Source organism: Microbispora sp. H10949 (assembly GCF_014161435.1).
GTDB classification, from domain to species: Bacteria; Actinomycetota; Actinomycetes; order Streptosporangiales; family Streptosporangiaceae; genus Microbispora; species Microbispora triticiradicis.
Genome location: NZ_JABBWZ010000011.1, coordinates 175,242 through 189,310, shown reverse-complemented (window position 1 = coordinate 189,310; position 14,069 = coordinate 175,242). Strand labels below are relative to the sequence as shown.

The window sequence follows — 14,069 nt, the reverse complement described above, 5'->3', positions numbered from 1 at the left end:
TTGTCCAACTCGTCCCTCCTCGGTTCGTAGATCCCTTATAAGCGCTCTCGCGAGACTATCTCCATAAGTAAGTAGAAATCCCCCAATTACCACCAAGCCGGGCACGGATAATCTCGGTTGCGTGCACCCTCAGTACCCCGCCCACTGGGAGGCGGACGTCGTGCTGTCCGACGGCGGCACCGCCCATGTCCGCCCGATCAGGCCGGACGACGCCGGCATGCTGCGCTCCTTCTACTCACGCCTGTCCGCGGAGTCCATCTACTTCCGGTACTTCGGCCCGCGCCCCCGGCTGACCGACAAGGACGTCGCGTTCTTCACGAATGTCGACTACGACAACCGGGTCGCCCTGATTGCCACGATCGGCACGGAGATGGTGGCGGTCGTGCGCTATGACCGCGTGCAGCCGCGCGACCACGCCGAGGTGGCCTTCCTGGTGGAGGACGCCCACCAGGGCAGGGGAGTGGCCTCGGTGCTGATGGAGCACCTGCGGGCCGCCGCCCGCGAGCGCGGGATCAAGACGTTCATCGCCGACGTGCTGCCCGGCAACCACCGGATGATGGGCCTGTTCCGCCAGGCGGGATACACGGCGCAGAGCCAGTTCGAGGACGGCGTCGTACGGATGACGCTCGACCTGTCGAGCACCGAGACGGCCCTGGAGGTGCGGCTCGCCCGCGAGCACCGCGCCGAGGCGCGCTCGATCGCCCGCCTGCTCACGCCGGAGTCGGTCGCGGTGATCGGCGCGAGCCGGGAACCCGGCGGCATCGGCCAGGCGGTGCTGCGCAACCTGCTCGCCGCCGATTTCACCGGGCCCGTCTACCCCGTCCACCGGCAGGTGCGGGCCGTGGCCGGCGTACCGGCGCACCGCAGCGTGTCGGCGATCGACGGCGAGGTGGACCTCGCCGTGCTGGCGGTGCCCGCCGAGGGCGTGCTCGAACTGGTCGAGGAGTGCGCGCGGAAGGGCGTGAAGGGGCTGGTCGTCGTCTCCTCCGGGTTCGGCGAGACCGGCCCGGAGGGCCTGGCCCGCCAGGAGGAGCTCGTCCGCATCGCCCGCGCGTACGGCATGCGGGTGGTGGGGCCCAACTGCCTGGGCATCGCCAACACCGACCCCGCCGTACGGCTCAACGCGACGCTCGCGGCGACCCTGCCGGGCCGGGGGAGGGTCGGCTTCTTCAGCCAGTCGGGCGCGCTCGGCACCGCGCTGCTGCAGCGGGTGGCGCAGCGCGGCATGGGCATCTCGACGTTCGTCTCGGCCGGCAACCGGGCCGACGTGTCCGGCAACGACCTCCTGCAGTACTGGGAGGAGGACCCGGCGACCGACGTGATCCTCCTCTACCTGGAGTCCATCGGGAACCCGCGCAAGTTCACCCGGCTGGCCCGGCGGATCTCCCGGGTCAAGCCGATCGTGGTGGTCAGGTCGCGCGGGGTGCCGGGAGGTCACGCCGCGCCGGTGCTCGCCATGCCCGACACCGCGCTGAGCTCGCTGTTCGCGCAGGCCGGGGTCATCCGGGTGGACGACCTCGTCCAGCTCTTCGACGTCGCCCAGCTGCTGGCGCACCAGCCGCTGCCCGCCGGGCCGCGGGTGGGCGTCGTCGGCAACTCCGACGCGCTCACACTGCTGGCCGAGGAGGCGTGCGCGGGCGCGGGCCTGGAGCCCCGCCCGCCGGTGAACCTCGGCGCCCGGGCCGGCGCCGCGGAGTTCGCCGAGGCGCTGAGGAGCGTGCTGCCCGAGGTGGACGCCGCCGTCGCGATCTACATGCCGCCGATTCCGGGCGACTGCCGGGAGGTCGCCGGAGCGCTGCTCGACGCCGCCCGGGAGTCCGGCAAACCGGTGCTCGCCACCTTCCAGGGCCGGTTGGGCATGCCGGACGAGCTGCGCGTCCCGGGCGTTCCCGGCGGCGAGTCCCCCGGGCGGGGGTCGATCCCGTCGTACCAGGCCCCGGAGGAGGCGGTCCGAGCGCTGGCGCACGTGGTGCGGTACGCCCGCTGGCGCTGGGAGCCCCTGGGCCTGGTGCCGCAGGTGGACGGGATCGACCCGGCCGCGGCGCGGCGGATCGTCGCCGCCGCGCTCGCCGGGGACGGCACCGGGGACACGGCCGTAGACGCCGCCGGAGACGCCGCCGTGGACCGGGCCGGGGACGGCGGGGCCGAGCGGGAGATCGACGCGACCGCGCTGCTGGCCTGTTACGGCGTCGAGGTGTGGCCGGCGCACGTCGCGGCCGACGCGGAGGAGGCCGTCGCCCTCGCCGAGCGCGTCGGCCCGCCCGTGGTGGTCAGGTCGGCCGACCCGGAGCATGTCCGCCGCGCGGGCACGGTCCGCGTCGGCCTCACCGACGCCGCCGGGGTCCGGCAGGCGTACGCCGGTCTGGCCGCGCTGCTCGGCCCCGGCACACCGCTCGCGGTGCAGCGCATGGCGCCGCAGCCCTCGGTGCCGACCGTCGTCGGGGTGACGCAGGACCGGTACTTCGGCGCGGTCGTCACGTTCGGCCTCGGCGAGGTCACCGCCCGGCTGCTCGGCGACCAGGCGCACCGCCTCGCCCCCCTCTCGGCCGAGGACGCGGCGGCGCTGGTGCGGTCGGTGCGCGCCGCGCCGCTGCTGTTCGGCGAGTACGGCTACCAGCCGGTGGCGGTGGAGGCGCTGGAGGATCTGCTGGTGCGGGTGGGGCTGCTGGCCGACGCGCTGCCGGAGGTCGTGCGGATGGACCTCGACCCGGTTCTGGCGGGCGCGAACGGCGCGGTGGTGCTGGGCGCCCGCGCCGTCCTGCGGCCCGTCACCACGCTGCGCCCCGACGCCGGCCCCCGCCGCCTGCGCTGACCCGGCGGGCGCTCAGGGGTACGGCGGGCCGCCGACGTGCGCGCCGGGCGCTCCCGTACGCGGCGGGTACCGGGGGTGCGGGGCCCGGAGGGCGCTCGGCGCGGCGCGGGCGGAAAACCCGTCCCGCCGGGGTGTGAAACAGGTGTCCCTTACAGGGCAGGATGGACCCATGAGGGAAACCCGAGTCTCCGCCGCGGGCTTGCGCGAGGCCATAGATCGCAGCGGCTACTACCCGGATCTGGTGGCCGACGCCGTCGACTCCGCACTCGGCAGCGAGCAGGTGACGGCGTACGTCGTGCATCACGAGGCGACGTTCGACCCGGCGATGGAGGTGCGCAGGCACGTCACGGTGCTGGTCCTGTCGCCCACCCGGCTGCTGGTCTGCCACACCGACGAGCACCCGCCCGCCGAGGGCATGCCCGCCTCGCACGCCTCCACGACCACGGAGGCGGTGCGGCTCAGCCGCATCCAGTCGGTCGCCGTGACCAGAGTCGTGCCCGACCCCGCGTCGTACGCGCCGGGCACCTCCCCCACCGAGGTCACGCTGACGATCGGATGGGGGGCGATCTCCCACGTCGACCTCGAACCGGCGACCTGCGGTGACGAGAACTGCGAGGCCGACCACGGCTACACCGGCGCGATCACCGCCGACGACCTGTCGCTGCGGGTCAGCGAGGCCGCCGACGGGCCGGAGGCCGTCACCCATGTGCTGGCCTTCGCCAAGGCGCTGTCCGAGGCCACCGTCTGAGGCCACCGTGTGAGAGCACCGTCTGAGAGCACCGTCTGAGAGCACCGTCTGGAGAGCACCGACTGAGGAGCGTCCCGTCAGGGAGGCGGCGGGCGTTCCCTGACACCGTCCCCTCTTCGTCCCGCCGGGAGGCAACGTGATCGACCCCCAGCTCCCAGCGGCGTCTCGCGGGACGTCCGCGGCGGCGTCCGGCGGGGCGTCAGCGTCCCCGGCGGCCCGGACGGCCCCCGCGTCTCCCACGTCTCCGGCCGCCCCTGCCGCTCCCGAGGCCCTCGGGGCCGCGGCCGGGGGGCCGCCGGCCGTGCCGTACGTGCCCGCGTACGGCACGGCCTCGCTCGCCGACCTGCCGGGGTCGATGCTCGCCTCCCTCGGCCTGTCGGCGGACAACACGCTGGCGCTGGAGCCGGCCGCGCGGGTGTGCCTGTTCCTCGTGGACGGGCTCGGGGCCGAGATGCTGGCCGCCCACCCCGGCACGGCGCCGTTCCTGTCGGCCCACCTGCGCGGCACGCTCACGGCGGGCTTCCCGTCCTCCACCCCGACGAGCCTGGCCACGCTCGGCACCGGCGCGCCCCCCGGGGAGCACGGCATGGTGGGGGTGCAGATGGCGGTGCCGGGGGAGGGCAGGCTGTTCAACTGCCTGCGCTGGACCGCGCCCGGCCTGCCCGTCGACCCCGACGTCTGGCAGCCCGCCGAGACGGTCTACCAGCGCATGGCCGCGGCGGGGGTGGAACCCGTCTACGTCGCGCCCGCCTCCTTCGACGGCACCGGGCTCACCCGCGCCGTCTACCGGGGCATGCGTCACCGGGCGGCGGAGACCGCCGACGAACGCGTGGACGCGGTGCGGCACGCGCTGCGGGAGACGTCCTACGTCACCGTGTACTACGGCGACGTCGACCGGGCGGGCCACTTCGGCGGCTGGGGCAGCGGCACGTGGCTCGAACAGCTCGCCGTCGTCGACCGCATGGCCGAGCGCATCGCGGAGTCCCTGCCGCCGGGCGCCGTCCTGTACGTCACGGCCGACCACGGCATGATCAACGCCACTGACAAGGTCGACGTGGACCACCGCCCCGACCTGCGGGAGGGCGTGCTCATGCTCGGCGGCGAGGCCCGTGCCCGCCACGTCTACACGAGGCCGGGCGCGGCGGAAGGGGTCCTGGAGACCTGGCGCGAGGCGCTGCGCGGGCGGGCCTGGGTGGTGACCCGCGAGGAGGCCGCCGACACCGGCTGGTTCGGCCGCCGCGTCCGCCGCGAGTGGCTCGGCCGCATCGGCGACGTGCTGGCCGTGCCGTACGGCGAGTGCGTGATCGTGGCGTCGGCCGCCGAACCGGTGGAGTCGTCCCTGACCGGCTACCACGGATCACTGACCCGGGCCGAGCAGAACGTCCCGCTCCTGGAGATCCGCCGCTGACCGGTCACCGATCGGTGAACCGCGCCGGGGGTCAGCGGGTCGTGGTGAGGGGGAGGCCGGCCAGCAGGCGGTCACGCAGGGCGTCGCCGCGGACACCGATCTCGGGAAGGTCGCCGGGGCCGGGGGCGCCGGTGACCAGCAGTTCGGGCACGAGGAGGCGGCTCAGCGGGGCCTCGGGCGCCGGGTCGGCCAGACCGCCGATGGGGGCGGTGGAAAGGTCGAGGTAGGCGGGGGCGAGGGTCCTGCCGTGGAGGGTGCCGGCGACGAGGTCGGGGCAGAACTCGTTCCAGAAGATCGAGACGGTGGCGCGCAGGTCCCCGTGGATCATCACCAGCTTCTCGGTCATGTCGCCGACGAAGGTCTCGGCCGTCACGTGGCCGTGCACGACCAGCTTCGCGTCACCGGCCAGGTAGACGTTCCTCGCCCGCAGGTTCCCGAGGACGATCAGCGCGGCGGCCCCGTCGTCCACGTCGGTGATGTTCCCGTCGACGACCAGGTCGCCGTCCACGACGTACCCCGTGGCCGCTTCGGGCGTGTGCTCCCGCCACGGCGTCCGCTCGTGCTCGTCGAGGGGGAGTTCGCCGGTCACCGCGGCGGGACCCGGCACCAGGATGTACTCCTCCTCGTACAGGTTCTCGTACGTTCCCTTCGGCAGCCCGCGCCGCTCGAACAGGTCCACCGCGTCGCCCCAGGCGAGGTAACTCGATCGCATTCGCGCGACCATAGCAGTGAACGGCGCCCGGCCCGGCCCGGCCGGGTGGCGGCGACGGCTTGGCACAATGGCTGTGGCACCGTACCGGCCAGGAGGGGTCTCATGAGCGAGCGAGTCGGGGAGCATCGTGATGGGAAGCACCGTGATGGGGAGCACAGCCCGCTGATCACTCCCGAGGAACTCGCCGCGCTCGCCGGCGTCACGATCCTCGACGTCCGCTGGCGGCTCGGCGGGCCGCCCGGCATCGAGTCGTACCGCGAGGGTCACGTGCCCGGCGCGGTCTTCTGCGACCTGAACGCCGATCTCGCCGCCCCGCCCGGCCCGGCCGGGCGGCATCCGCTGCCCGCTCCGGAGGACTTCGGCGCGGCCATGCGCCGCCTCGGGGTGTCGGGCGCGCGCCCGGTGGTCGTGTACGACGACGCCGACTCGACGTCGGCCGCCCGGGCGTGGTGGACCCTGCGGTACTTCGGCCACGGCGACGTCCGGGTGCTGGACGGCGGCCTGCGGGCCTGGACCCGGGCCGGGCTCCCGGTGTCCAAGGAGGAGGGGCCGGTGCCGCCGGGAGACTTCGCCGCCCGGCCCGGCGGGATGCCGGTGCTCGACGCCGGGCAGGCGGCCGCGCTCGCCGCCGACGGCGTGCTGCTGGACGCGCGGGCGGCCGAGCGGTACCGGGGAGAGGTGGAGCCCGTCGACCCGGTCGCCGGTCACATTCCCGGCGCGGTCAGCGCCCCCACCTCCGAGAACGTCGAGCCCGGCGGGCGCTTCCACAGCGGGTCGTTCCTCCGGGAGCGGTTCAACACGCTGGGGGCCGTCGAGGGCGTGCCCGTCGGGGCGTACTGCGGGTCGGGGGTGACGGCCGCGCACGAGGTGCTGGCACTGGAGATCGCCGGGCTGCCCGCCGCCCTGTACGCCGGCTCGTGGTCCAACTGGGTGGCCGACCCCGGCAGGCCCGTCGCGACCGGCTGACCTCATCCGGGTGCGAGGCGGCCGTCACCGAAGCAGACGAAGCCCGGCACGGCCGACTTCGCGGACGCCGCGGCCAGCGCCTCGGCGGGGGAGCGGCCCTCGGCCAGCAGCCGGTGGAAGAGCGTCATGACCGCCGGGGCCTCGTCGTCGCGGACCGGCACGACGCCCGCGACCACGCACGCCGCGCCCCGATCGAGGAAGGTCCCGGCGAGTCCCAGGGCCGCGCCGTCCACCGGCGCGTGCGCCATCCCCGCGTCGCAGGCCGACAGGACGACGAGCCGGGGCATCCGGCGCGCGGTCAGCAGGTCGTACGCCATGAGCGGCCCGTCGTCCAGCGTGATGTGCGACAGCATGGGCCCGCGCGGGCTGAAGAGCCCGTGGGCGGCGACATGGAGCACGTCGGCCCGCTCCAGCGCGCGCAGCACCTCGGCCCTGGTGGCGCCGACCCGCCGCGCCCGTGGGTGCGCGGCGACGACCATCGCGGCCTCGGCGGCGGCGTGGTCGAGCCCCGGGCCCGCCACCGACAGCACCAGCGGATCGCCGACGGGCGGACCGGGAGCCGGGGCGAACCATCGGGCGGCGTCCGCCGCGACCGACACCGGCCGTCCGCGCAACGAGGGGAGCATCGGCCAGGGCAGCGTGCCCAGCGCCCCGGTGGGCACGATCGTCACCGGCCCGGCCGCTCCCCATCCCGGAGAGCTGCGTCCCGGAGAGCTGCGTCCCGGAGAGCCGGGGGAGGCGAGCGTGCCGGGACCGCTCAGGAGCCGCCGGTCGAGAGCGGACAGTTCGAGGGCCACCGCCTCGTCGTCTGCGCCCGCCGGGTGACCGGCGTCGCGCAGGACGCGGCGGCGCAGCCCGTACCGGACGCGCGTGGTCGCCTCCACCGCGGCCTGATAGGACCCCAGGGTGCGCAGCGCGCACCCGCCGGCGTCGGCGGTGACGGCGAACAACTCGTCGCCACGCCGCACCAGCTCCACGAGCAGCCCGGCCCCCGCGCGTCCCGGCGGCGGGAACGGCGGCGCGCCGCGCACGACCGCCCGCCACCGCTCGGACCACTCCAGGACGATCCAGGCGTCGCCCGTTCGGCGGGCCCGGTCGATGGCGATCCGCAGGCCGAACGCGGCGAGGTCCTCGGCGGGCCGTGCGGCGTGGGCCCGCAGCTCCGCGTCCCGCACCGGCGCGCGGGCGTCCTCCGCGGCCGCACCGCCCGCCGGCCGGCCGGTCCCCGCCTGCGGAGCCGCGTCGCCGCCGCTCCCGGCGTCCGCGCCGCTCCCGGGACGGGCGGCTTCGATGCCTCGGGCGGCGGCGGCCAGGGCCCGGGCGAGGTCCCCGTCCAGGTGGTGCCGCAGGGCCACGGCGTGCCATCGGACGAGCGGACGCTTCGCGGTGGCGGCGGTGATCCGCAACTGCTCGCGGGCGGGGCCGAGCGCGCCCAGCCGCACGGCCGCGGCGGCGGCGGTGAGCCGCAGCGCCGAGGACGCCGCATGCCACCCGCACGCCGCCAGCTCGTCGGCGCAGGACACCAGCTCGGCGATCAGGCCGTCGCCGGGTGCCTCCTGCGAGCCCGGCTCTTCCTGGGTGCCCGGTGGTTCCTCGGCGCTGAGTGTTCCCCAGGCACGCGCTGTCTCCCGAGCGCCTGCTGTTTCGGGGGCGCCGGGTGTTCCCTCGGCGCTAGGCGTTTCCTCGGCACCGGGTGTCTCCCGCGCGCTGGGTGTTTCTCGGGTGCCGGGCGTTCGCGGAGCGCCGGGAGCCGAGCCGCCCGCCGGAGGGGTCAGCCCGTCCTGTGGCCGGCCGGTCGTTTCGGCCAGGCGGGCCCGCAGGACGACCTCCGTGGCCAGGGGCAGCCAGGCGGTTCTGCCCTGCGCGGCGAGCTCCGCGTGTGCCGTGCGCGCGGTCGCGCCGGCGAGCCGGGCGTCCCCGGAGAGGAGGGCGGCCTGGGCGAGCAGCAGCCGCGCTCCGGGGATCGCCGCGTGCGCCTGGGCGGCCACCAGTTCGGGCACGGCCTGTTCGAGCAGCGTGCGCGCCTCGCCGGGTAGCTGGGCGGCCACCAGCGCCTCGGCGAAGTCCGTCCGCATCGCGGCGAGCCGCTCGGGGAAGCCGAACAACGTCTCCTCCGCCGCGCGGTACCGCGTGAAGGCGGCGGCGATGTCGCCCCGGCGGGCCGCCACGAACGGCAGGTTGCCCTCCGCCAGCATCACGAGATGGTCGAGGCCCGCGCGCCTGGCGATCCGGGCGCATCGGGCCAGGTCGGCCTCGGCCGTGCCGTACCGCTCCAGATAGACGTGGGCGAGGCCGCGGTTCAGCAGCGCGCCCGCCTGGAAGAGCGGATCTTCGTCCAGCCGGCTGATCGCCCGGTCGCAGTGCCGTGCGGCCTCCGCGTGCCGCCCGAGCAGCATCAGGGCGACCGACCGCTGCACGTCCAGCCTGGCCAGGTCGGTTCCCGTGAGATCCCGCTCGGCGAGACCGGCCAGGCGCAGCCCGCCTTCGGGATCGCCGAGCTGGGCCCGGACCGTGACGAGCGACATCCGCGCCTGCGCCACCCGCCGCGGATGCCCCCGCGCCGCGCCGGCCGCCTCCCGCAGCCGCTCCTCGGCCAGCTCCAGGTCGCCCAGTTCGCGGGCCGCCAGCGCCGACGCGCGCAGCGCCACCGAGGCCGCCTCGCCGTACGGCCCGGCCGGCTCGGCCCGCGGGGCCAACTCCAGTACGGCCCTCGCCTCCGACAGGGCCAGCCGGGGATCGGTGCCCGAGAGTCGTACGGCCGCCTCGGCCCGGCCGACCAGCCGGTCCTGGTCCTGGTCCTGCTTCTGGGAGGGGCTCGTGCGGGGGCACGGTCCCGCGGGTTTCGGCCGGTGGGCACGCTGCCGTGACATCACGGGCGTACGCGGAGCCAGCGGGTGAAGACGGGTGCCTGGCCGGGTCGATGGCAGACCACGCTGACCCATCCGGGCGGCAGGCCGGTGACCGCGAAGTGGCCCGTCTCGGAGAGGACGCGGACCTTGCCGACCTGCGGGGTGCGCACCTCTATCCTGGCGTCCGGCCCGGGGGCGGGGGACACCTGCCCGGCCACCTCCATCCGCCCGCCCGTGATGGTCGTCTCCAGGTCGATGACCAGGCCCGCCGCGCTGAACCTGCGGACGTGCGTCCCGTCCCGGCCGTCCGCGGTGACCGGCCGCCACGACGCGTCGCGCGCCCCGGCCGCGCCCGGCTCACCGGCCGCGGCATCCGTGCCGGGGGCGGAGCCAGGTGTGGTGCCGGACGCCGGTGAGGAGCGGGCTCCGCCCGGCGCGGCCAGGTCCACCGGCCCGGCGGCCACCCCTCCGGGCACGCGCAGGCGGAAGACCGCCCGGGCCGCGGCCGAGACCCCCTCGGGCACGGGGTCGGCGCCCGCGCCCATCCGCAGGGCCGCGAGCAGGTACTCCTCCCTCATCGGCGCTCCTCGTGTCTCGTCGTTCCGCTTCCACGTGGCCGCCCTGCGGGGCGGGCCCGGTTCCCGCTCAATCCGGTTCCTCCATCAGCGCGCGCAGGCGGGACATGCATCGGGCTCGGGTGGGCCCGATGCTGCCGACCGGCAGGTCGAGCCGGACCGCTATCTGGGCGTACCTCGCCTCGGGATGCAGCACGTAGAGGCGGATGAGCGAGCGGCAGGGCTCCCCGAGCAGGTCGAGCCGCCGCCACGCCTGCCGGCCCAGGTCGGCGTCGACCACGGCCGCCGTCGGGTCGGGCTGCGCCGGGTCCGGCACGTCCAGGTCGGAGACCACCTCACCACGGGCCCTGCGGCTGAGCCTGGCGGCCTCGTGCCGGGTGGTGGTGACGAGCCAGGCGCCGACCCGGGCGGGGTCGCGGATGGCGCCCGCGTTCTCCACGAGCCGGAGCCAGGCGCACTGCACCGCGTCGGCGGCGTCGGCGGCGCTGAGCCCGAACGCCCGCGCGACCGCCCACATCCTGCCGTCGAACCGGGCGACCAGGTCCTCCCAGCCGGCCTGGTCGATGGTGGCGAACGAGTCGTCTGTCGGCATGAAGTCACTCTTCGCGCTCGGGGGAATGCGAATGGTGACAGGAACCCTATCGATCCCCGGTCGTCACGACCACCCCGAGATCCCCGCTCCGTCGGCCGTCCCGCAGCAGGCGTCGTACGGCCTGATCGGGCGGAATCTCCCGGCACAGGCGGGCGACCACGCCGGAGACCACCGCGGCGGCGAAGGACGTGCCGCTCCAGGAGGCGTAACCGTGGAAGTCGCGGTGCTCCAGGAAGCTGCTGACGAGCCCGACGCCGGGCGCCCACACGTCCACCCAGGGCCCGTACGCCGAGAAGGGCGCGCGGGCGTCCCCGTCGAGCGCGCCGACCGCGAGGACGCCCGGCAGGGCGGCGGGCCAGAAGGGGCGGGCAGAGGCCGTGTTGCCGGCGCAGGCCACGACGGCGGGGAAGGCGGCGAGCGCCTCGGCCAGCCCCAGCGGCGGACCGTCGTCGAAGGTGTGCCCTCCGAAGGAGAGGTTGAGCACGTCGGCCGGCCCGCCGCGCAGCAGGAAGAGGGCGCCGAGCAGCGCCGCTTCGTCGCCGATGCCGTCGCTGTCGAGGAGGCGTAGGGCGCGCAGGCGCGCGCCGGGAGCCTGCCGCAGGATGAGCCCGGCCACGAACGTGCCGTGCCCGGCCTGCCGGTCGAGCACGCCGTCGCCGTCGGCGTCGGGCGTCTCGGCGATGTCGTCGCGGTACCACCGCGCCAGCCAGGGGTGCGGGGCGAGGCCGGTGTCGAGCACCGCGACGGTGACCTCGCAGGGCTCTCCCGGCTCGTACGGCGGTGGCGGCGCGGGGGAGGGCGGCCCGCCGGGCCCGCCGAAGAACAACGGCTGGCCCGACAGGACGTGGTTGGGGGAGGCGGCGTGCCCGCGGTCGCGAAGGGTGGCCGTCAGGTCGACCACGTCCGCGCCCGGCGCGAGCCGTACGCGGTGGACGCGGCCCGCCTCGGAGATCGGCCCGGGGAGCGGTTCGGCGGCGAGTGCCCACCGGGCCACGGCGGCGGGGGCGGAGGTGAGCAGTTCGCCGGGGCGGATGAGGGCCGGACGCCCGGGGACGGGCTCGATGAGCCGGGTGCGCATGCGCGGGGCCTTTCCACGACCTGGCCTGGTTGATCGCGGAAGGTGTCATGCCCAATGCAAAGAGTTGCCAAGCACCATTCGGTATGACCCCCCTCTGGTGCCAGGCTGCGACGGACGGTAGTCTCTCCTACAGTCATCCAACCGTGATCATCTCAAACCGTGAGGCCGTTGGGGAAGGCGCACCTCATGCGAATTGGGAGGTCCGGTGGCTGCTGCTCGTGGCGTCCTGTACGTCCACTCGGCTCAGCCTGCGCTGTGCCCGCATATCGAGTGGGCCGTCGCAGGCGTTCTTGGCGTGCCCGTCGACCTGACGTGGACCGCCCAGCCCGCCGCGCCCGGGACCCTGCGGGCCCAGGCGGAGTGGGAGGGCCGTCCCGGCACCGCCGCGGCGATCACGTCATCGCTCATGGGCTGGCAGCGCATCCGCTTCGAGATCACCGAAGACGCCTCGCCGGGCGTCGACGGCTCCCGGCACGCCTACACGCCGACGCTGGGGGCCTTCACGGCCGTCGTCGGCGCGAACGGCGACATCCTGGTCCCCGAGGACCGGCTACGCAACGTCATGCTGATGGCGGCGCAGGGCCGGGTGGTCCTGGAGGACGAACTCGACCGCCTGCTCGGCAAGCAGTGGGACGAGGAGCTCGAGTCGTTCCGCTACGCGGGTGAGGGAGCCCCGGTCCGCTGGCTGCACGCCGCCGTCTGACCCTTCCTTCCGCCCGGCGTCACGCCGGTGCCGCGTCGATGCCACGGGCGGCCCGGGCGGTCGGACACCGCCCGCCCCACGGAGCGAGCGGACCAGAGCACCCGGTGATCGGGCTGCGTCGCGTCACGTGGCGACTCGCTCATGGGATCGGCGACCGGGCCCGGAGACGCGGAAGCGATCAGAGCGGGATGTTGCCGTGCGCGCCGCGGGCCGGGGTGGCCTGGGCGAGCACCCGGGCGATCGCGCCGCGGGTCTTGGCCGGCTCGATGACCTCGTCGACCACGCCGAGGTCGATGGCGCGCTGAAGGCCGCCCGCGGCCTTCTCGTGCTCCTCGGCCAGCCGGGCCTCCAGCGCGGCCCGCTCCTCCTCCGGCACGGCGGCGATCTCGCGCCGCTTGATGATCCGCACCGCCGCGACCGCGCCCATGACCGCCACCTCCATGGTCGGCCAGGCGAACACGCGGGTCGCGCCGAGCGAGCGGGAGTTCATCGCGATGTACGCCCCGCCGTACGCCTTGCGGGTGATCAGCGTGACGCGGGGCACGGACGCCTCGGCGAAGGCGTGCAGCAGCTTCGCGCCGCGCCGGACGACGCCGTCGTGCTCCTGGCCGACGCCGGGGAGGTAGCCCGGCACGTCCACCAGCACGACCAGAGGCACCCCGAAGGCATCACACATCCGGACGAACCGGGCGGCCTTCTCCGCCGAGGCGGAGTCGAGGCAGCCGCCGAGCCGCATGGGGTTGTTGGCGATGACACCGACGGTGCGGCCGCCGAGGCGGCCCAGGGTGGTCACGATGTTCGGCGCCCACTTGGGCTGAAGCTCCACGCCGGGGTCGTCGAGCAGGCCCTTGACCAGGGGATGCACGTCGTACGCGCGACGGGGGTTCTCGGGGAGCACGTCGCCGAGGTCGACCTCGTCCACCTCGCGCATCCGGCCCTGGTGGCCGAGGAGACCGGCGAGCTGGCGGGCCTTCAGCAGGGCCTCGGGCTCGTCCTTCGTCACGACGTGGACGACGCCGCTGCGCTTGCTGTGCGGCTCCGGGCCGCCCAGGGCGGCCATGTCGATCTGCTCGCCGGTGACGCTGCGCACGACGTCGGGGCCGGTGACGAAGATGCGGCCGCTGTCGGCCAGGATCACGATGTCGGTCAGGGCCGGGCCGTACGCGGCGCCGCCGGCCGCCGGGCCGACGACGACGGAGATCTGGGGGACGACTCCGGAGGCCTTGGTCATGGCGGCGAACACCCGGCCCACGGCGTGCAGCGACTCCACGCCCTCGGCGAGGCGGGCGCCGCCGCAGTGCCAGACGCCGATGACCGGCACCCGCTCGCGGACGGCCACGTCGTAGGCGTGGACGATGTGCTCGCAGCCCTCCGCGCCCATCGCGCCGCCCTGGATGCGGGCGTCGCTGCAGAACGCGACGACCGGCACGCCGTCCACGCGGCCGGTCACGGCCAGCACGCCGCTCCTGTCCTCGGGAGTGATCGGCCGCATCGAGCCCTCGTCCAGCAGGTGCCCGAGTCGCACCAGGGGGTCGCGAGAGTCGACGGCCGCCGCTTCGGCGGTCTCGGCCGCCGTACCCCTGCCGGCCGCCGTCCCGCTGTCGAGCACAGTCATTCGAGACTCCC

General features: G+C 75.4%; 11 protein-coding genes. 5 read left to right on the top strand and 6 right to left on the bottom strand.

Annotated elements, in window-relative coordinates:
- Window positions 1–121 precede the first annotated feature (121 nt).
- From HHX40_RS27505 to HHX40_RS27495, 3 genes are all read left to right on the top strand, one after another.
- Window positions 122–2,812, top strand: a complete 2,691-nt coding sequence (locus HHX40_RS27505) for a bifunctional GNAT family N-acetyltransferase/acetate--CoA ligase family protein (RefSeq protein ID WP_182882891.1) — start codon at window positions 122–124, stop codon at window positions 2,810–2,812.
- A gap of 169 nt (window positions 2,813–2,981) precedes the next feature.
- Complete coding sequence (locus HHX40_RS27500; RefSeq protein WP_117410227.1) at window positions 2,982–3,560, top strand: DUF5998 family protein; 579 nt, start codon at window positions 2,982–2,984, stop codon at window positions 3,558–3,560.
- Between the two features lie 301 nt (window positions 3,561–3,861).
- Window positions 3,862–4,968, top strand: coding sequence for an alkaline phosphatase family protein (locus HHX40_RS27495; RefSeq protein WP_396788352.1), 1,107 nt, complete (start codon window positions 3,862–3,864; stop codon window positions 4,966–4,968).
- A gap of 31 nt (window positions 4,969–4,999) precedes the next feature.
- On the opposite strand, the gene HHX40_RS27490 is transcribed toward HHX40_RS27495, so the two are convergent.
- On the bottom strand, window positions 5,000–5,680 hold the full coding sequence (locus HHX40_RS27490; RefSeq protein WP_182882890.1) for a polymer-forming cytoskeletal protein: 681 nt from the start codon (window positions 5,678–5,680) through the stop codon (window positions 5,000–5,002).
- Window positions 5,681–5,782: 102 nt separating this feature from the next.
- Between HHX40_RS27490 and HHX40_RS27485 the strand changes: the two genes are divergently transcribed.
- Window positions 5,783–6,646, top strand: coding sequence for a sulfurtransferase (locus HHX40_RS27485; protein ID WP_138462556.1), 864 nt, complete (start codon window positions 5,783–5,785; stop codon window positions 6,644–6,646).
- Between the two features lie 2 nt (window positions 6,647–6,648).
- Here the strand turns inward: HHX40_RS27485 and HHX40_RS27480 are convergent, their stop codons facing one another.
- The 4 genes from HHX40_RS27480 to HHX40_RS27465 form a co-directional block, all read right to left on the bottom strand.
- A complete protein-coding gene (locus HHX40_RS27480) occupies window positions 6,649–9,516 on the bottom strand; it encodes a CHAT domain-containing protein (RefSeq protein WP_182882889.1) in 2,868 nt (955 codons plus the stop codon).
- Window positions 9,516–10,073, bottom strand: a complete 558-nt coding sequence (locus tag HHX40_RS27475) for a hypothetical protein (RefSeq protein WP_182882888.1) — start codon at window positions 10,071–10,073, stop codon at window positions 9,516–9,518. The genes HHX40_RS27480 and HHX40_RS27475 overlap by 1 nt, the downstream gene beginning before the upstream one ends.
- A 67-nt stretch (window positions 10,074–10,140) precedes the next feature.
- Window positions 10,141–10,662, bottom strand: a complete 522-nt coding sequence (locus tag HHX40_RS27470; protein ID WP_117410429.1) for an RNA polymerase sigma factor — start codon at window positions 10,660–10,662, stop codon at window positions 10,141–10,143.
- A gap of 46 nt (window positions 10,663–10,708) precedes the next feature.
- Window positions 10,709–11,740: a S8 family peptidase gene (locus HHX40_RS27465; RefSeq protein ID WP_182882887.1), complete on the bottom strand. Its 1,032-nt coding sequence runs from the start codon at window positions 11,738–11,740 to the stop codon at window positions 10,709–10,711.
- A gap of 205 nt (window positions 11,741–11,945) precedes the next feature.
- On the opposite strand from HHX40_RS27465, the gene HHX40_RS27460 reads away from it, so the two are divergent.
- Window positions 11,946–12,443, top strand: a complete 498-nt coding sequence (locus HHX40_RS27460) for a DUF3145 domain-containing protein (RefSeq protein WP_036404524.1) — start codon at window positions 11,946–11,948, stop codon at window positions 12,441–12,443.
- A 178-nt stretch (window positions 12,444–12,621) separates the two neighbouring features.
- On the opposite strand, the gene HHX40_RS27455 is transcribed toward HHX40_RS27460, so the two are convergent.
- Entirely contained in the window at window positions 12,622–14,058 is a 1,437-nt protein-coding gene (locus tag HHX40_RS27455; protein WP_182876506.1) for an acyl-CoA carboxylase subunit beta, read from the bottom strand.
- Window positions 14,059–14,069: the final 11 nt, after the last annotated feature.